This is a genomic window from Candidatus Stygibacter australis, assembly GCA_030765845.1.
Classification (GTDB): Bacteria; Cloacimonadota; Cloacimonadia; order Cloacimonadales; family TCS61; genus Stygibacter; species Stygibacter australis.
Window position 1 is genome coordinate 1 of record JAVCDJ010000190.1, and the last position, 18,398, is coordinate 18,398.

19 protein-coding genes are annotated in these 18,398 nt (G+C 38.3%); 8 read left to right on the top strand and 11 right to left on the bottom strand.

The window, feature by feature from the left end; all coding sequences use genetic code 11:
* The 8 genes from RAO94_09610 to RAO94_09645 all read left to right on the top strand — a co-directional run.
* On the top strand, positions 1–869 hold an 869-nt coding region (locus RAO94_09610), incomplete at its 5' end, for a hypothetical protein (protein ID MDP8322592.1).
* The gene (locus RAO94_09615) at positions 859–1,905 is read left to right on the top strand and encodes a polysaccharide pyruvyl transferase family protein (protein ID MDP8322593.1); all 1,047 of its coding nucleotides are present in this window, start codon (positions 859–861) and stop codon (positions 1,903–1,905) included. The genes RAO94_09610 and RAO94_09615, both read left to right, overlap by 11 nt.
* On the top strand, positions 1,898–3,412 hold the full coding sequence (locus RAO94_09620) for a hypothetical protein (protein ID MDP8322594.1): 1,515 nt from the start codon (positions 1,898–1,900) through the stop codon (positions 3,410–3,412). The genes RAO94_09615 and RAO94_09620 overlap by 8 nt, the downstream gene beginning before the upstream one ends.
* On the top strand, positions 3,409–4,485 hold the full coding sequence (locus RAO94_09625; GenBank protein ID MDP8322595.1) for a glycosyltransferase family 4 protein: 1,077 nt from the start codon (positions 3,409–3,411) through the stop codon (positions 4,483–4,485). Before RAO94_09620 ends, RAO94_09625 begins: the two co-directional genes overlap by 4 nt.
* Positions 4,485–5,627, top strand: a complete 1,143-nt coding sequence (locus RAO94_09630) for a glycosyltransferase family 4 protein (protein ID MDP8322596.1) — start codon at positions 4,485–4,487, stop codon at positions 5,625–5,627. The genes RAO94_09625 and RAO94_09630 overlap by 1 nt, the downstream gene beginning before the upstream one ends.
* Positions 5,620–6,789 carry a glycosyltransferase gene (locus RAO94_09635; GenBank protein MDP8322597.1) on the top strand — a complete coding sequence of 390 codons (1,170 nt, stop codon included), beginning with the start codon at positions 5,620–5,622 and terminating at the stop codon, positions 6,787–6,789. The genes RAO94_09630 and RAO94_09635 overlap by 8 nt, the downstream gene beginning before the upstream one ends.
* 26 nt (positions 6,790–6,815) lie before the next feature.
* Positions 6,816–7,859, top strand: a complete 1,044-nt coding sequence (wecB, locus tag RAO94_09640) for a UDP-N-acetylglucosamine 2-epimerase (non-hydrolyzing) (GenBank protein ID MDP8322598.1) — start codon at positions 6,816–6,818, stop codon at positions 7,857–7,859.
* A gap of 20 nt (positions 7,860–7,879) precedes the next feature.
* Positions 7,880–8,857, top strand: coding sequence for an NAD(P)-dependent oxidoreductase (locus RAO94_09645; protein MDP8322599.1), 978 nt, complete (start codon positions 7,880–7,882; stop codon positions 8,855–8,857).
* 23 nt (positions 8,858–8,880) lie between these two features.
* Here the strand turns inward: RAO94_09645 and RAO94_09650 are convergent, their stop codons facing one another.
* The 11 genes from RAO94_09650 to RAO94_09700 form a co-directional block, all read right to left on the bottom strand.
* Entirely contained in the window at positions 8,881–9,303 is a 423-nt protein-coding gene (locus RAO94_09650; protein ID MDP8322600.1) for a hypothetical protein, read from the bottom strand.
* Positions 9,300–10,601: a 23S rRNA (uracil(1939)-C(5))-methyltransferase RlmD gene (gene rlmD / locus RAO94_09655; GenBank protein ID MDP8322601.1), complete on the bottom strand. Its 1,302-nt coding sequence runs from the start codon at positions 10,599–10,601 to the stop codon at positions 9,300–9,302. Before rlmD ends, RAO94_09650 begins: the two co-directional genes overlap by 4 nt.
* A 35-nt stretch (positions 10,602–10,636) precedes the next feature.
* Entirely contained in the window at positions 10,637–11,350 is a 714-nt protein-coding gene (locus RAO94_09660) for a polyprenol monophosphomannose synthase (GenBank protein MDP8322602.1), read from the bottom strand.
* A gap of 2 nt (positions 11,351–11,352) precedes the next feature.
* Positions 11,353–12,114 (bottom strand): DapH/DapD/GlmU-related protein, encoded by a 762-nt coding sequence (locus tag RAO94_09665; GenBank protein MDP8322603.1) that lies wholly within the window; start codon positions 12,112–12,114, stop codon positions 11,353–11,355.
* 55 nt (positions 12,115–12,169) lie between these two features.
* A complete protein-coding gene (gene ribD, locus RAO94_09670) occupies positions 12,170–13,255 on the bottom strand; it encodes a bifunctional diaminohydroxyphosphoribosylaminopyrimidine deaminase/5-amino-6-(5-phosphoribosylamino)uracil reductase RibD (protein ID MDP8322604.1) in 1,086 nt (361 codons plus the stop codon).
* 10 nt (positions 13,256–13,265) lie between these two features.
* Positions 13,266–13,415 carry a hypothetical protein gene (locus RAO94_09675; GenBank protein MDP8322605.1) on the bottom strand — a complete coding sequence of 50 codons (150 nt, stop codon included), beginning with the start codon at positions 13,413–13,415 and terminating at the stop codon, positions 13,266–13,268.
* A 53-nt stretch (positions 13,416–13,468) separates the two neighbouring features.
* Positions 13,469–14,668, bottom strand: coding sequence for a tetratricopeptide repeat protein (locus RAO94_09680; protein MDP8322606.1), 1,200 nt, complete (start codon positions 14,666–14,668; stop codon positions 13,469–13,471).
* The gene (locus RAO94_09685) at positions 14,665–15,441 is read right to left on the bottom strand and encodes an NAD+ synthase (GenBank protein ID MDP8322607.1); all 777 of its coding nucleotides are present in this window, start codon (positions 15,439–15,441) and stop codon (positions 14,665–14,667) included. The genes RAO94_09680 and RAO94_09685 overlap by 4 nt, the downstream gene beginning before the upstream one ends.
* A gap of 166 nt (positions 15,442–15,607) precedes the next feature.
* On the bottom strand, positions 15,608–16,861 hold the full coding sequence (locus tag RAO94_09690; GenBank protein ID MDP8322608.1) for a cation:proton antiporter: 1,254 nt from the start codon (positions 16,859–16,861) through the stop codon (positions 15,608–15,610).
* 3 nt (positions 16,862–16,864) lie between these two features.
* Complete coding sequence (locus tag RAO94_09695) at positions 16,865–17,674, bottom strand: PTS sugar transporter subunit IIA (GenBank protein ID MDP8322609.1); 810 nt, start codon at positions 17,672–17,674, stop codon at positions 16,865–16,867.
* 256 nt (positions 17,675–17,930) lie between these two features.
* Positions 17,931–18,113 (bottom strand): hypothetical protein, encoded by a 183-nt coding sequence (locus RAO94_09700; GenBank protein ID MDP8322610.1) that lies wholly within the window; start codon positions 18,111–18,113, stop codon positions 17,931–17,933.
* Between the last annotated feature and the right edge of the window lie 285 nt (positions 18,114–18,398).

Below are 18,398 nucleotides of genomic sequence, written 5' to 3' on the forward strand. Positions count from 1 at the left end.
CCTGTAATCAGGCCTATGGATACTGGAAGAAGTTCAATATTCAGAATATACTCAATAAATTCCTGCAGATGGGTGCCATCTTTCTGGGAGTACTGGTATTATATAAGTTATGGGGCATTCAGAGTAAATATCAGGCAACCCTTAGCGGATATGCGATATATCCGATACTACTTATAGTGATCTCAATTCTAATGAACCATAACTATCTTCATTTCAGAGGATTGAAAGATAATAAAAAGCAGGTGATCACTGATCTGAGTCGGATAGCGGTACCGTTGGGCTTAACGAATATTTTTGTGATAATTTCCATGCGTTTTGGTTATCTGGCTACCGATAAACTTCTGGGTAGTGATGCTTTGGGTATTTTTTCTGCTGCTAACACTCTAGCTCTTGTATTTCCTTTGATAACCACCTCCCTGATGAATGTGCTGCTGAGAGAGACAGCAACCCGCAAGCAAGATTTTCTGGGTAAAATATTAGCTACTCAAAAACGTTATGCGCCATTTCTATTAATATTTATGGTACTGAGCATTTTTCTTTCCCGTTATTTTATTCTCCTGGTTTTTGGCGATAATTATGCTCAAGCTATCAGTATATTCAGAATATTACTAATACCCTATATAGGTGGAATATTCTTCACACCGCTTCAAAGCTATTTCTACAGTCATCAGGCAAAGACTATAATGACGCTGCAATTTCTGCAGATGCTGATAGTTGTTGCTGGTAGTATTATTTTAACCAGGTATTTTCAATTAGCCGGTATTGCATTTGCTATAACTCTTTCGCGTATTGCAGGGTGGATATATATCTCAGTGGCAGCTAAAAGGATACTAAAAACTGAATTGGTGGAGACTTCCGATGCAGATTAATCTTCTGGGATACTATGGATTTCATAATATCGGGGATGATCTGATGCTCAAGAACCTTTTGGATTTCTTCCTAAATGATACTCGGATTACCAGAATAAACGTGTTTGGCCGGGAAGCTTATTATTCTCCACAACCCAGAGTGAAATATTTCTCTTTAAATAGATATTCGCGTCTACAGAAAGGCTGGCAGCTTTTTAAGAACAAATTCACTTTCTGGGGTGGTGGAACCTGTTTTTTTGAATCTGAGGGTAATAATGGGATATTTGAACTCTTGCGCATGCAAAGAATAACGGGCATCAACCGAAAAAAGTTTGCCTTTCTTGGCGTTGGTATTGGGGAGCTGAATTCACCCAGGTATATTTCAGCTTCAGAGCAGCTTATAAAGAACTCTTTTTTATGCTATTTCAGAGATCATGAGTCTTTGCAAAAAGCAGAAATGCTGGTAAAAGATAAAAAATATTGTTTAGGTGGTGACCTTGCATTTCTATCTGATATCAAGCCTGTAACTGTTTCTAAAGAACTTAATAAAATCAGTTTTTCTGGTCATTATGACTTTAAAAAATTCCCACTCAAACAAGTGGCAGATATTTTAAATGACTTGATAGCAAAGTTGAATTGCAGGATCTACTTTCTGCCTGCTCATACCGGAACCTCGTATAATGATAATATATATCATAAACAACTTGCTGCTCATCTAAATCCCGAGAGTTATGAGATATGTGACTGGAACACTCCTGAAGAATACCTCAAGACCATGCAGGAAATGGATTTTCATATTGGAATCAGGCTGCATTCGCTGATCATTGCTGACCTTTTGGGAATCCCTAATTGTGGAATTGCATATTCTTCCAAGATCACATATTATCTAAATAAAACCCAAATTCTTCCCGATTTAAGAAATATAGAACCAGATAACCATGATCTGGTTGAGAAAATATTGAATATTAAAGAGCAATATAAATATCCTGAGAAATTCATAAAATCTGAAAGGGAATCTGCTCTATCCTGCCTGGAGCAGATATTTTCTTATGTATAAAGAAAAAGGCTTTCTTAGTTTATCTTTCCTTCTCAAAGCTCTGCTGTTAGCTGTTTTCTTTGTTTACTATACAGATTATCTGGCATATACCTCAATGGGCTTTTATATTTCAATAGCAATGGCTATTGTGGCCATATTCCTGGCTTTCTTTGATTTCCGTAAGTCTATTGTCTATTCACTGATCATTATCTTTATGTCTGCACGTGTACCACGTGATATGACAGATATAATGACAAGATTGAAAGTTACCAAAGAAATAGAATTTCATTCCATAGCCGCTTCCGCAATAGCGAGTTTTTCTCTGGCTCAGTGGATCATGATAACTCTGGGCATTGTTGCTTTTCTAAAGCTTTTCTCCCACGGACTTAAAGTAAAACTGGATAAGCGGATAATCAATCTGATAATTCTCTATCTTTTTGTAATGATAGTGATGTACCTTGCTACAGTGATCGACCTGATGACTGACCGTGATATTTTTATTTTTAAAGAATTTCTTTCTGACCAACGCTATTTCATCTTGAGTTTTTGCGGTTTTTTTGCTGCGATCTACTATGTAAAGATTAATCCTGATTATCTTAAACATCTCAATTACACTCTTATATTAATCGGGATCGCATCCGGGTTACGTACTATTGGTTTCATTGGAATGGATATAGCTACCAATTCGATTAAACTGAGTTTTGCCGGTCAGGCCTATTTACTTTCTGCCGTATTTTACGCATTTCTCTTTACTTATGCCAGGCATTACGGTTTTTTCAGGATCACTATTCTTAGTTTTTTGATTTTTGCCGGTGCTTTTAATATCAGCCGGCTTGATATACTCTTGATCTTTGTTGACGGAATGATCCTTATATTTCTGCTGATGTATTCAAATCTGCCCTTGATGCATAAATTGAAAGGATTTGCCTCCTCGAACATTATCCTGATCCTGATGTTAACCATACCACCTATGATCCTTTACGCAATAAACAGTTCAATCTATTATTTCCTGTTATTCAAGATGGATTTTTTCACCAAGGAATTATGGTCGGGAGATTTTACTCAATCACCAGCTATCAGGATCTACGAATTTAAGAATATTGTCACAGATATGGCTAATTCAATATATCCATTATTTATCGGACGAGGGTTTGGAGCTTATTTTATTGACTGGCATTTTCCTTTCCAACTTCCTGTGGGCCTTTTTGACTATAGTAAAGAAGAATTGATAATGGGCAGATATTTTAAGCCTCATACTTTCTTCAACTTCCTTTTTCTCAAGGGTGGACTGCTGATGATCTGGCTTTATGTATATCTGATCTGGCTGCAGGTTAAACTTGCCAAGAAGATCCTCTGGGAAAAGAATAAGGATATAGTAATGTTTGCCTCCTTTACTATTTTCTTTTTCCCCTGGGCATTCAATATTTTTTGGCGACCGCCTTTTATCTTTTTATTCAGTTTTATCATGATAATCCTGATCAAAATCAGTTCAGATATTGAGAATAGAGACAGGGAGCTATCTATATGAGATTATGCTATATATCCGGCAGTTTTCCACCACAAAGGGACGGTGTGGGGGATTTCGCCTGGCATATATCAAAAATTCTACCGGAAATAGGTTTTGATGATTTGATGATCGTGCTCAAACCGGAAGTAAATTTCCCGGATGGATATCAAGTTATTAAATCTAATTTTAGTCACTATGAGCTTATCCCAGTTAGAGATAAGATCTTAAAATTCAAACCTGACCTGGTTTTGATAGAATATCCCTGTACAGGTTATGGTAAAAACCTGATGATCAATATGTTACCGATTATGCTCAAGTTATCGGACAGATCGATCAAAATTGCGCTTACAGTTCATGAATATTCAGATTACACCTGGAAAGGAAAAATACGCATCGCGATGATGTGCCTGGCAGCAAATAAGGTAATGGTCACGGATAGAAATAATTTGATACTATTATCTAAGATCAAGAACAACTTGAAAGCGATCTTGCCTGTCCCACCCCAAATACCGATTACAGTAAAAAAAGGTTATGCTCTCTCTGCAAAAGCTCTTACATTTTCTTTTTGGGGATTTGTGCGACCAGATAAAGGTCTTCATTTGCTTTTGAGTGCATTTAAATTATTTATTAATGATAATCCTAAGGCAAAGCTTCATCTATATACGGAATTAGGTGATACTGAATATCAAAAAGCACTAAGAGACTATATTATAGAGGAATCATTGACTGATCAAATAAAGATCACAGGCTTTCTTGATGATGGATCCCTAAGCAAGGCTTTATCAGATAGTGATGTATGCATCCTGCCTTTTATAGATGGTATTTCAGATAGAAGAGGCTCGCTGAAAGCCTGTCTGGCAATGGGAATTCCAGTTATCAGTACTGAACCATCAGCAAATAATTCCCCTGAAGGCTTGCTGAATGATGAAAATATTATTCTCTGTAAACCGGATGTTGAAAGTTTAATTGCAGCAATGAATAAGATGAAAGGTGAAAAATTGCGCAGCAGATTAGGCAGAAATGCTTATGAATGGGGTAAAACGCAAAATTGGGGAACTATTAAAAAAATATTAAGTAAGGTGTTAAAAGATTGATGAAAGTTTTTTATATCGATGCAAATGCCGTAACTCCACAATATAATTATCCGATATTGGAAAGTTTGCAGAAGGAGCAGGTCGATGTTACTCTGTACTCAACAGTTAATCGCTATATTTCAGAGTATTATATTGATAATTATGATGTCCAGGCAGATTATTTCTATTTCAGAATTGCCAATAAGATCAAAAATCAGAATTTGCGAAAACTAATTAAAGTTTTGAGTTATCCCTTTGAATCTCTGAAGTTTTTAAAGAAAGTAAGAAAGATCAAACCTGATGTTGTTCATTATAACTGGCTGGCAGTTCCCATAATTGATCTCTTTATCATCAAAAAGATTAAAGAAATGAAAATCCCTGTAGTGATAACACGCCACGATTTCATTCCACATGATCTAAAAAGACCTTCAATCGGTGATATGCAATGCCTTGGCCTGGCAGACAGGATAATATGTTTAAGTAATGCCGTGAAAAACCTTTTTCCGAAGGATATGCAGAAAAAGATCACTATCATCACTCATGGCAATACTTATGAAAAAGAATTGAAAAGATTCCAGATCCCCAAAACCAGCAAAGATAACTCTGATCTGAAAGTTTTGCTGATTGGTAATCTTAAACCATATAAAGGAGCCTTACTATTACTGCAGGCCGTTAAGGAATTATTAACGGAAAATATTATTCCTGAAATAAAATTAAAACTGGTCGGTAAATGTGATGCTGGTTTAATGAAAGATATTGAAGACTACATAGGTGAGCACAAACTTGATAAAATCGTGGAAAGAGTATACCGATTTATTGACTATGATGAGATGTTCAACCACGTTATTGACAGTGACGTGGGAATTCTCCCTTATATTTGGGGCTCTCAGTCAGGTCTCCCCTATATCTTCTATGCTTTCAATAAACCTCTTATCTTATCTAATGTTTCCGGGATTTCCGAACAGGGAAATGAAAAGATAAGTCTGGTTATTGAGCCGAATGTTGAGCAGATCAAACAAGCAATTATAAAATATAAAGCAATACGACCAAATTATGATCCGCAAGATTTTGAAGATTATCAAAGCAGGAATGATCTGAATACCGTGATCAGAGAAATGAAATCCATGTATAGCGAACTTATCGGAGGAAAATTAAATGACTGATAACCTTTTAATAATAACCATGTGTCTGGGGATTTTCTTTTTTATATATCATCTGATTTTATATCCCTTGATCCTTTTGATATTGAATATGATAAAAAAAAGTCCCTTTATAGATCATTCACTTCCCGAAGAACTGCCAACGATCACAATATTATGTCCCGCCTATAATGAAGAAGATTGCCTGGAAGAAAAGATAAGATCATATCAGAATCTGAATTATGATAAAGATAAGCTTCGCATGATAGTAATTTCTGATGATTCTGAAGATAAAACCAATGAGATCGTGAAAAAATATGAAAAAGCAGGTTATCTGGAATTAGTAATTCAGAAACCAAGAAAAGGCAAACAATCAGGACATAATCTGGTTGAACCGGATATTAAAAGTAAATATATTCTCTCAACAGACGCTAATTCCATATTCCATCCTGATGCTGTAATTGAACTCGTGAAAATTATCGAGAATGAAGCAAAAACAGGACTTGTGAGTGGAAAACTGGAACTCGTGGTATCTGAAGATCATGAATCAGGAGAAGCCGGATACTGGTCTTTTGATTCTTGGTTAAAGCATAATGAAAGTAAATTAAAGACTTTAATTGGCGCTAACGGTTCTATATTTATAATCAGAAGGCATTTATTCGGCCAGGTTCATCCGGCATCCGTCGATGATTTTGAAAGAGTTCTTATTACTATCAAAAACGGATATAATGCTAAATATAATCCCAAGGCAATAGTTTATGAAAATTCCACGGAAAGAGCAAGCCAGGAAATCAAAAGAAAGATCAGAATTATCTCTCAGGAATGGTTTGCGATAAAAAGACAATCTGTTCTGCTGAATATTTTCCGTCATCCTGTTGCAGCCTTCTTCCTCATTTCTCATAAGATCATCAGATGGTTGATCCCTCTTTATGCTTTCCTTTTCTTTATTATTAGTATACTCAGTATAAGAAATTCCATATTTCCCCTTGTTGTAGTGGGATTACAGGTCATTCTTTATGCTTCCGGCCTGCTGGGATTGTTTTTACAATCGAAAAAAATTAAAGTCTCTCTTCTTCGTATTCCCACATATTTTACAGCAATGATCTACGCAGGGAATTTAGGATTTATTAAATTCTTACAAAAAGAGGAAATGGCTGTCTGGCAAACTTCCATTCGTAATGATTAAATGTTTATCATAATATAAGGAATAATATGAAAATATTAACAGTTATTGGGGCACGACCTCAATTTATAAAAGCTTCTGTAATCAGCAGAGAAATAGCCGCTTTAAGTGGTTTTAAAGAAATTATTGTCCATACCGGACAGCATTTTGATGAAAATATGAGTCAGATATTCTTTAACCAGATGAATATTCCAATTCCGGATTATAACCTTAACATTAATTCTCTACCTCATGGGGCTTTAACAGGAAGAATGATCCAGGGTATTGAAGAGATCATTATGAAGGAAAAACCTGATTGGATCATAGTTTATGGAGATACAAATTCAACTCTTGCCGGTGCTCTGGCAGGAAAGAAAATGCAATATAAAATCGCTCATATTGAAGCCGGATTACGTTCATTTAATAATGATATGCCCGAAGAGATCAATCGCTTACTCACTGACAAGATCAGTGATCTGCTTTTTTGCCCCACTTCAACTGCAGTAGGGAATTTAGCACTTTCAGGAATTACCGGATCTAAAGTAATACTATCCGGTGATATAATGCTTGATGCTTTCCTTTATTACCTACCTCAGGCAAAAGCTCCTAAAATCAAAATTCCGCCCGAGTATCTTCTTTCAACTATACATAGACCTGAAAATACTGATAATCCAGTAAATCTGAATAATATTTTTAGTGCTTTAAACTATATTGCCAAAGATATACCCCTGATAATACCTCTCCACCCGCGAACAACACAAATTATTGATAAAACTCAGTTTGATAATATTACCTTTATCCAGCCTGTTGGTTATTTTGAAATGCTGTATTTATTACAGCATTGCTCTCTGGTTCTTACTGATAGTGGAGGATTGCAGAAAGAAGCATTTTTTATGAAGAAACCTTGTGTTACCATCAGAGAAGAAACTGAATGGAGTGAATTGATCCAAAATGGGTTTAATGTCCTTGCTGGTAGTGATTATAATAATATTATCAGTTCAACCTCTATCATGCTTAATAAAGAAATGGATTTCTCGCTTGAATTGTATGGCAAGGGAAATGCCGGGAAAATAATTCTCTCGGAATTAATTTGATAAATCGCTTAGGAGTAAATATGAATATACTTATTACCGGTTCAAATGGATATGTAGGGTCTCATTTAATGTATTATTTAGAAGATAAGAACTGTCAGGTTTTGGGAATTGATAAAAGCACTGAATGCAATATTAAAGCTCATCCCAACACTCTGATAGGTGATATCAGAAACAAAGAAGACCTGGATAAATTTGCTGATAATAAAATTGATATCATTATTCATTGTGCTGCGGATAAACATGACTTCGGTATTTCTGCTGAAAGCTATTTCAGTAATAATGAATATGGCACTGAAGTACTGGCAGCCTTTGCTTCCGAAAACGATATCAAAAACATAATTTACTATAGTACGGTTTCTGTTTATGGCCATCAACCCTATCCCTGTGACGAATCAGCAGAATACCTTTCAAATACTGTTTATGGTGACTCCAAATTTGCCGGGGAAAAAGTTCTCTGGAAATGGCAGGAAGCTGATCCCAATAGAGCTCTTATTACTCTCAGACCTTCTGTTATTTATGGTAAACATAACTTTGCCAATATGTATAACCTGGTAAATCAAATGCATAAATTTCCCTGGTTTATGGTTGGCAAGGGAGAGCATATTAAATCTATGGTCGCTCTTAATAACATGCTTGATATCACCTGGTTTATGCTTGATAAATTCGCACCCGGAATTCAAAATTTCAATTGTCTTGATAAACCCTATTTAAACGTATGGCAATTGATGGAAATTGTGGCAGCAAATCCAGGATTCAGCATGCCTAAGATCATAATTCCCCTCAAAACTGCTGTTAAAATTGGTCTTTTCTTTGACTTCCTTGGCAAGATATTTAAGAAAGATCTGCCTGTAAATAGTGATAGAATGAAAAAGTTCGGTACACCTACAGATTATAGAGCTGAAAAAATTCGCGAGTTCGGTTATATTCAAAATCATTCTATAGAAGAGGTCTTACGCGAAACCTGTCTCTGGTATCTGGAAGTTAATAAGAAAAAATAAGCACTTCAGATTGTTTTGCTTTTCTACTGGTGCCCATTACCAGCTATTTTCCAATCATTAACCCTAAGTTCCCAGTAAGAGATATCTCCATTATCATCTGGTTCTGTATATTCCTGCTCTGTTTCACCATTATTAAGGAATTTCCGGATAAAGCTTACCGTTGCTCTATCACCATCAAGCTCGATATTAATCTCAGAAATCTCCATTTCCTGAAAATCATTTAATCTGATTTCCCAATCCAGAAGCACATCATCAATATCATCACCGTTATGTAGATAATCCTGATCGTAGTACTGCATTATCTCCTCAATATGATCTAAATTAAAGCCCAACTCAATTGCCTGAAATGCATTTTCTATCTCTCCCACACTCGCTTCTTCCGGAGTACTTATATCACAGGAGCAAAACAGTAATAACAAGCTGAATATCAGGGCAATTTCTTTCATTTTAGTTCAAGTATCACCACATTCTCTATATGCCAGGTTTGCGGGAACATATCAAAGGGCTGCATCTCAGATATCTGGTATCCGGCAGCAAAAAACTGTCTAATATCTCTAAGTTGAGTAGATGGATTGCAACTTATATATACAATAAATGGTATCTTATGCCCAGTAACGTGTTCAATGATCTCTTTAGTCAGTCCCTTGCGTGGTGGATCAAAGATCACTGTATTTATCTTCTCAGATCCCAGGATTTCAGGTAATAATGCCAGAGCATCACCGCAGGAATATTTATAATTAGTAAGCCCATTTGCCTCAGCATTGCTTTCTGCACTTGCTATTGCTGATGCAGAATTATCAATTCCGATCAGCTTTTGGTCAGGTTTTGCCAGACAGATCCCCAATACTCCCGTACCGCAATATGCATCCAGGATAGCACCTTCAGATGGTATGAATTTCTGGGAGAATTCAATCATTTTCTCCATCACTTCAATATTCACCTGAAAGAATGAATTGTAAGCGACTTTGAATTCTTTTCCCATTACCAGCATGCGCATATATTCATCGCCGAAAAGCACTTTTTCATCTCTACCTAATATCACATTGCCCATTGCTTGATTAATATTCTGAATAATTGCCTTGATCTGGGGAAAATTATCCGTGAGTACCCTTACAAGTTGATTGGTGAAGGGCATTCTGCTTTTCCTACTCACAATAATTACCTGAATATCACCGGTTTTAGGTTCCTGTCTAAAACCTATATGCCTGATATCTCCCTTTCCTGTCACTTCATCGTAAATCGTTGTCTTAGTTACCATGAAATGTTCACAAATAGTTGCTGCAATATCATCAAAGATCATAGGCTCGATCAAACAGGTATTATGCTCAACTATCTTGTGACTATACCGGGCATACATCCCAAAGATAATCTTACCATTCAACGCTTTCACGGGGTAAAAGCATTTATTGCGGTAATGCTTATCCTGCAAACTGAAACCTATAGGATGACGATTCCCGGTTTCCGTTTTATAAAATATCTCGCTGATGATCGCTTCTTTATATTCTAATTGCTTTTCCCTGATAATATTTAGCCAGTCACATCCGCCACATCTGCCAAAGGCATTACAGCCTGCGGAGCAGCGCGCTTCTGATTTCTCTATTATCTTTTCTACTTCAGCAAAGAATACATCTTTCTTTTTATGGGTGATACGAGCTGTTACCAGGTCTCCAGGAACTCCTCCTGTAACAAATATCTTGCGACCGTCATTATCTGCCAGTCCATAGCCCTGATAAACTTTTTTAATTATTCTGATCGGTTCTGTTAGTTCGATGATTTACCTCAAAATTTTCTTAAGAGACGCATAATTCTTAATTTCCAAACCACGAATATTGCTTCTCTGATTATCTTCTTTGACATCTTGGATTGCCCCTCTCTGCGGTCTGTAAAGACTATTGGGACTTCCACTATTCTATAATTCATACACCAGGTGCGATAATTCATCTCTACCTGAAATGAATATCCATCTGATAATATCTCATCAAAATTTATACTCTCTAATACTCTGCGGTGAAAACACTTAAACCCTCCCGTAGGATCTTTCACCTTCATTCCTGTGATGATGCGCACATACATCGAGGCACCCCAGCTTAAGATCAGTCTTGAAAGTGGCCAGTTCACCACGTTTATCCCTTTCACATAACGGGAACCGATCACTAAGTCATAATTCTCTGCTGTGTTCAAGAGTACCGGCAGCATCACGGGGTCATGAGAAAAGTCTGCATCCATCTCAAAAATATATTCATAACCCATATCCAATCCAAATTTAAACCCAGTAAGATAGGCACTGCCTAAACCCATTTTTCCTGCACGTTTGATAAGATGTACTCTCTTTTCATGCTTTTGGATTTCCTCTACTGCTGCAGCTGTGCCATCAGGAGAATTATCATCAACTATCAGAAGCTCAAGCCGTTCATCCTGCTGCAGCACGGCAGGTATGATCTCATAGATATTTTCAATTTCATTATAGGTCGGAATTATCACCAGTGAATGCATCTTTAATCCTTCCTCTTGTCTAAATTGTTCTCAAATAATTGCTTAGCCGGTACTTCACGATGTTTCCGGGCAGGATTACCAAGGACTATCTCTGCTTCTTTCACATCTTTTGTAACCACGCTTCCTGCTGCTACTGTCCCATTCTTTTCTATTACTTTTCCTGGTAATATTGTAGCATTAGCCCCAATTCTACCCCCATCTTTTATTGTAACACCTTTAAAGTGATTAAATCTTTCTTTATCTCTTCCCATATAGTTATCATTACTTGTAGCCACGCAAGGTGCTATGAAGCAATAATTACCTAATTCTGAATATGCTGTGATATACGCATTTGTTTCCAGTTTGTTCCTGCTGCCGATTTTACAAAAATTCTCAATTGTCACATTCCGCCCGATGATATTATAATCGCCTATCTCCACATCTTCACGTACAGTAGCCAGATCAGCCACCAGGTTCTTATTACCCATCTTCACCGCACAATAGATCGTCACATGAGCTCCCACTAGGCACCCATCACCTATCTTTGCCGGTTCAAATTCTTCCCTGCTCTTGAATATACTGCGGGGTGAACGTAATGGCTTTTTACCGATCACGCTATTATCATCGATCCTCACCCCATCCCCTATTTGGGTTCCGGGATGGATTACCACATTGTGACCTATTTCGCAATCAGCTCCTATGATCACTTCATCAAGAATGATCACATTTATTCCCAGACTGGTATTTTCTCCAATCCGGGCTGTCTCAGAAACATATGTACTCATCTTACCTCCACCAGTCGAAGTAATAATTTCTGATTAGTTTATTCAGTAAAGTTTTTTATCTTTTGGGATAGGCGATTATCAAAATATCATCACCAATCCTGCTCACTGACTGATATCGCAGAAGATGTCTCTGGGTCATTCCCTTGTGCTCAGTTAGTGAAAATATTTTCTTGCCGTTACCGAGTATTTGCGGGGCAATGAAGAAATAATACTTATCTATTAACCCCTGTCTCTCAAAGTTGCTGGAAAGTGTTTCACCAGCTTCCAGCATTACCACACTGATTTCACGGGCATATAATTCCGCCAGAACTTCTACCGCATCCAATCTTTCTACCGGTTGCTTAATTACTTCCACGCCCATTTCCTCAAGCTTTATAGCCTTACTCTCATCAGCATTTTTATTACAGAAAACTATCGTGCTCTGCTGTAATGAGCTTTTAACTAATTTTCTATCCAAAGGTATCCGCAAATTATTATCTAAAACCACTCTAACCGGTTGTTTGCATTTTATCTCATTCCGGTTATTAAGCTCAGGATCATCCTTGATCACGGTGCCTATTCCAGTAATAATGGCATCCACTTCGCTACGGAGATCATGCACTATTCTGCGTGATTGCTCTCCGCTTATCCATTTGGAGCTGCTATCTTCTCCGGCGGTGTAGCCATCCAGGGTCATTGCAGTTTTTAGTATTACAAAAGGTCTCTGTTTCTTCATATTAGTAAGATAATATTCCAGCTGGGTTTCGATCTCGGCGGAGTTTAAACCCTCTTCCACTTCAATACCCGCAGCCTTTAATTGCTCAATACCCTTACCGTTAACCCGGGAATTCGGGTCTTTTATTCCGATATAAACCTTGCTTATCCCAGCCTTAATGATCGCCTTTGTGCAGGCTGGCGTGCGACCCTGAAAACAGCAGGGTTCCAGGGTGACATACATCTCAGCACCCCAGCTTTTAGCTTCAGCACTTTTAAGGGCCTGGATCTCAGCATGATCAGATCCGCATTTCTGCGTAACTCCCTTACCTACGATCTCACCATCTTTCACTATCACACAGCCCACAAAGGGATTAGGTGAAGTCTTGCCTCTACCGGCCTCAGCAATTTCAATTGCTCTCTGCATCAATGTCAGATTTGTCCCCATTCAGCTTCTCTTATTCCTCCGGTTGATATGGTTCCCGATGTTCAGCTTCTTCTTCGCAGCATTCCATTTTACCTAAGAAATGTATCATCACTTTTATTCCAATTCCTAACATCACAATTGCAAAGGTTACATTCATCAGTTTCTTTCCAAAATCTTTCATTTTAACCTCCTTCGATTTCCGTATATAAAATAATAGTTTTTAAGATATATCAACTATTTATTTTCATTTAACCGCTTAATATTTGCCAGTAATGGCTCATAATCAGGGTCCACTAATTTACAGCGGTTTATATATTCTTCTGCTGACTGATATTCCTGCAAATCGATATATATTGCTGCCAGATTATTTAGTGATTTCACTTCCTCCGGTTCAATTGCCAATACCCGCTTATAATAATCTGCTGCCCCCTGGATATCCCCTTCTAGATGCAATTGCAATCCATAATTATATAATGCTTCACTAAATCCGGGATCGAGCCTGATAGAGCAGAGAAATGACTTCTTTGCCTGCTTATTTTTGCCTTTCATGGCAGAGATCACACCCTGGTAATAATACAGGTCAGAGGAATCCGGATATAACGCTATATATTTATCCAGCAGGTCAACAGCTTGAGAAAGTTCACTTTTTGATATCAGCACCGCAATATGACGCAGAGCTTCATTCTCTCCATTTACTATCTCCATTTTGCCATTATATCTACTGGCAACTTTCCAGGAATCGGTACTTTTGACAATCTTTAAGCAGAGATCATATTTCCCATTGATATCATAAAATCCTAATCCGATATTTCTATCTTCACTCAAGGCGGAAGAAATGATCTTAAAATCTGTCATCTTGCCAAGAATCTTATCTCCCTTGAGCTGGCTCAAATAATCTTCTAACCATTCCGGCTCAGCTTTAATTTCTTCTCCATTCACATGAAATGCAAGCGAGCCTTCCATATCTCCGGCAAGTATTGAGCTCAGATATCTCTTTCCCACATCCTCATTACTTTCTTTTTCTTTCCCGATTTCAAGTTCTTCCAAATCCAATATTCTCTTAATATAACTTAAATTAATATATTTACTTAGGTTAGTTTTCTTAAAGTAATTTATTAACTCACTTCTCCCCTCCTGGCTCCTTGATAATTCTTCCGGGATACTTCCATTTAAATCCTGCTGGGGCATGCGCATCCACAAATCCATCAGCTTCTCGATCAGCCCTTTATATTCCGTTAGCGAATCAGCATTTGTTTTACTGATCTGCAATCCTTCCCCGGCTTTTACACTATACCGGCACTCTTTGGGACACTGCCTGTCGTACCGCATATTATTGCAGCACTCCCAGCATATATCCTTGCCTTTACGCAGGCAGAATCTCTGCTGCCTTCTCACCTTGCATATCTGACACTTACTATTTTTTAATATACTCATTTCTTAATTAACTCCAATTGTGGTGGCAGGTTACGTTTAAAATCTGATTTATGATATAATTCTTTTACACGGTTTATATCCTCCTGCTTATATCCACCTGCCAGGATATCAGCCTCAGTTTCACCTCTTTCATATAATCTATATAATAATTCGTCTAATAATGCATAGGTCAATCCCATCTCACTTTCGTCTGTTTGACCGTCCCAAAGGTCAGCAGTAGGCGCCTTATCAATTAGTTCCTTAGGTATCTTAAGCAGGATTGCCAGCTCATAAACCTCAGTTTTATATATATGCCCCAGTGGTTCAAAGGCACACGCCCCATCACCATATTGTGTCATATAACCCGTAAGAAGTTCAGATTTATTTCCGGTCCCTGCCACAAGTCCACCAAATCTCGCTGATTGATCATAAAGCACACACATTCTCTCCCGTGCCATTCTATTACCACGCCTGAGTGATCCTGCCTCAGGAAAATACTCATCAAAATAGATATCCACCATTGGTGATATTTCAATTTCCTGACATTCAATTCTCAGGTATTCAGCCAGCAGCTTTCCATGATCCAAGCTGTCCGGATGACTGTGCTTATAGGGCAGCAGAAAGCCTTTCACTTTATCTTTACCAATTGCTTTCACGCATACGGCAGCCGTTACAGCAGAATCTATTCCCCCACTGATACCAACTATCAAATGATCAAGTCCGGCTTTCTTAAGCTGACTGCGGATAAATTTCACAATCCTTATTTCTTCTTCAGCAATATTGATCTTTCGCATATTTATTTCCTCATATCTTTTATTCAGGCAATCATCTTAAACTCATTACCCAATCAAGTTATCGAGTTAAGCCGATGTACCCATCGAATTGACTTGAGAACGACAGATACCACTCCCCAATCTTAAGTCAATCTACTGAGTACAGTATCTTAACTCAATATCCCCCTCACTTCTCAGGCTCATTTACCTTTATCTCCCCGGCTTTTGTCAGGGCGATCTTAGTTAGAATAGGACCTATAATCTCAAAGACGATTGATGTAGCAGTAACCGTAGTGATCACGGTTATTCCTATGATATCTCCATGAGTGAGACCTTGAGCACGATCAACTATTGCACCCAGACCAGCATAATTCTGCTTGATCAATAAAGAAAGTCCTATGGCCACTCCTGCCTGGGATAATATCCCCATTCCTATATATTTTGAGATCACTGGGGGTGCTTTCCCCAGTGCTGCTCCCAGTTTTGAGCCAAATATCAAACCAGCGCTTCGGGCAAATATATACACCAGACCTAACAGTCCTAATGCCGGAATTGCTGATATATGCAGGTTTGCCCCAGCCAGGGTAAAGAAAAGTATAAAAAGCAGCGGCATCGCAACACCTAATTCATTCTGGATCTTATTCACCAGATTAGCAGATTGCATATTTACCATTATCATGCCCATGACCATGATAGTCAGGATTTCTGATAAATGGAGTATTTCACATATTCCGCAACTCAAAAAGATTATCCCAAAGATGACTATAAACACATCTGAGCTTACCTTAAGTCTGCGGATCAAGATACTGCTCAAAAAGGCTAAAACTCCCCCGCAAAGGATACTCAAAGCCACTTCTTTCAGGGGTTGCAATAAGGTGATCATTATACCCGGATCAGCATTTCCCGCTTCTTTGGATAATATGCTTTGAGCAAAGGCGGAAGCAAAACCAAATATCACTATCCCTAATCCGTCATCAAATCCCACTACGGCATAAAGAGCCTTTGTGAGTACACCCTTTGCTTTATATTCCCTGATAACTGCCACGGTTCCTGCTGGAGCACTGGCGGGGGCTATTGCAGCAAAGAGCAGTGAGAGTGCCGTATCTCCAGTGAGTAGCTGCAGAGAGACAAACACCAGGATAAATGCCCCGAATGATTCCATCAAGATGATGTAGATAATCCCCTTGCCCAGCCTTCTCAGGTGAGATATCTTTAATTCCAGTCCAATACTGAACGCCACAAAACCAAGCGCAATACTGGAGATAAAATCAAGATTATCAAGCAGCACATCGCTCAGTATATTAAGCAGAGATGAGCCCAGCACCACGCCAAGCAGCATATAGCCAATTATGGAGGGCAGCTTGATGAAGCGCATATTCCTGCCCAGGTAAAACCCCGTCAGGATGATAAACCCTAAGATCAGTAAAATGGGATGTGTCATCTCTTACCCTAAATTCAGATTGCCGGCATAGTACTGCAGTTCCTGCATAGTAACCAGAAGCCCTTCCTGAAATTTCTTGTTGATCAAGTGGTGACTGCGCCTAAGTATCTCATTAGCCAGCCTGCGGGGAACGGTAGCTATCACTACTTTACAATAGTTATCCACCGGTGTGCCCCAAAGACTGCTGAAAAGCGGTTTGGAATATAAGAAATGCCCCGCAGTATAGGCATCAGTAACGGCAATATTAGTGTCATCCACTTCTGTCAATATACCCAGAACTTCGTCCATGATCTCTTCAGATTGAAGGATAAAGGTAAATTGATTCCAGCCGGAAGCAGAAGCCTCTGATGCCGGCAATTCCGTATGACGCAGGAAGATACCCTTAAGCGATGCAGGATCTTTTACTGCGATTATTTTCGTCTGATTAAGTTCATTATTAAGCATACCGGAAAGTGCACTCAAATAGCGTATATGCATATTTCGCATATTCTCCGGTGCAATGATATAAACTACTATTTTCACGGGTTTATTATCAATCGCATCAAATTCCACTCCCTCAGGAATGGTGATTGCCCCTATCACAAACTCTTTACAATCAAGTGTGCAATGCGGAATCGCAATTCCTTTACCAAATCCTGTGGAGCTTAGCTCTTCCCTTTCGGTTAATGCCCAGAAAATGTCTTCTGAACTGAATCCTCCGAGAGCTGGACTATTTATGGCTAAATCGGCTATCGCTTGAAGTACTTCCTTCTTACTGCTGAATTGCTTCCCGACTGCAATTGTTCTTTCATCAAGGACCTTATTAAGTTCCATATTACCGCCTTTGATTTTTGTTAGTCCAATTTATCAAACTATCAAAGATGTCAAAAAATATCTTCCTTTTTAATGATATTTAATTAATTAGAAGATTAAAAGAATCATCCCCTTTCTTTTTGTATGTAAGAAAATTATACAAATACCACCCCCTAAAAACCATCACCCACTTTCGGAGTACAGTGATAATGTCACTGTGTGCGGTGAAAGCCGCATGAAATATCCACCGGATATAAATATAACAGACACAAATAGGCTAATAACCTGAAAATAATGATCTGGAATTTAAATTATCCGTTGCTATCCCTTTCTCCCCTCCGGCTCGACACATTGACGTTCTCAATGTACTCCAAAGTGCCACATCGACATTCTCGATGTACTCCAAAGCCAGCATCTGGCACTCTTCTGGCAATAAAAGGGCAACGTCCGAGTAAGGCAAGCCTGCTTAGGTCTTGCCCCTTTATTGCTCGGAGCTTGATAGAACAAGGAAAAAATGAAGGTGAGATGGTGTGATTACATATAATATGAGCCTTTTAACCACGGACAATTTTATATATTTTACTTTGCTTAATTTACATTATTATCTTTTGTCTGTGTGGTCAGGTGCGTCACGAAGTGGTGTACCTCTAGCTGGTGAAAGTCCAGTCCGGTTAATTTTCTGTTCAGCCGGAAGTGAAAAAGATGACTATCTCCAGTAATGGAATAGTCAAAGCTCTTTGAATCG

Bases quoted from the DNA above. Each gene is read 5' to 3' on its own strand.
- RAO94_09615 (MDP8322593.1), top strand. From the start codon at position 859: ATGCAGATTAATCTTCTGGGATACTATGGATTTCATAATATCGGGGAT.
- RAO94_09620 (MDP8322594.1), top strand. From the start codon at position 1,898: ATGTATAAAGAAAAAGGCTTTCTTAGTTTATCTTTCCTTCTCAAAGCT.
- RAO94_09625 (MDP8322595.1), top strand. From the start codon at position 3,409: ATGAGATTATGCTATATATCCGGCAGTTTTCCACCACAAAGGGACGGT.
- RAO94_09630 (MDP8322596.1), top strand. From the start codon at position 4,485: ATGAAAGTTTTTTATATCGATGCAAATGCCGTAACTCCACAATATAAT.
- RAO94_09635 (MDP8322597.1), top strand. From the start codon at position 5,620: ATGACTGATAACCTTTTAATAATAACCATGTGTCTGGGGATTTTCTTT.
- wecB (MDP8322598.1), top strand. From the start codon at position 6,816: ATGAAAATATTAACAGTTATTGGGGCACGACCTCAATTTATAAAAGCT.
- RAO94_09645 (MDP8322599.1), top strand. From the start codon at position 7,880: ATGAATATACTTATTACCGGTTCAAATGGATATGTAGGGTCTCATTTA.
- RAO94_09650 (MDP8322600.1), bottom strand. From the start codon at position 9,303: ATGAAAGAAATTGCCCTGATATTCAGCTTGTTATTACTGTTTTGCTCC.
- RAO94_09660 (MDP8322602.1), bottom strand. From the start codon at position 11,350: ATGCATTCACTGGTGATAATTCCGACCTATAATGAAATTGAAAATATC.
- RAO94_09665 (MDP8322603.1), bottom strand. From the start codon at position 12,114: ATGAGTACATATGTTTCTGAGACAGCCCGGATTGGAGAAAATACCAGT.
- ribD (MDP8322604.1), bottom strand. From the start codon at position 13,255: ATGGGGACAAATCTGACATTGATGCAGAGAGCAATTGAAATTGCTGAG.
- RAO94_09675 (MDP8322605.1), bottom strand. From the start codon at position 13,415: ATGAAAGATTTTGGAAAGAAACTGATGAATGTAACCTTTGCAATTGTG.
- RAO94_09680 (MDP8322606.1), bottom strand. From the start codon at position 14,668: ATGAGTATATTAAAAAATAGTAAGTGTCAGATATGCAAGGTGAGAAGG.
- RAO94_09685 (MDP8322607.1), bottom strand. From the start codon at position 15,441: ATGCGAAAGATCAATATTGCTGAAGAAGAAATAAGGATTGTGAAATTT.
- RAO94_09690 (MDP8322608.1), bottom strand. From the start codon at position 16,861: ATGACACATCCCATTTTACTGATCTTAGGGTTTATCATCCTGACGGGG.
- RAO94_09695 (MDP8322609.1), bottom strand. From the start codon at position 17,674: ATGGAACTTAATAAGGTCCTTGATGAAAGAACAATTGCAGTCGGGAAG.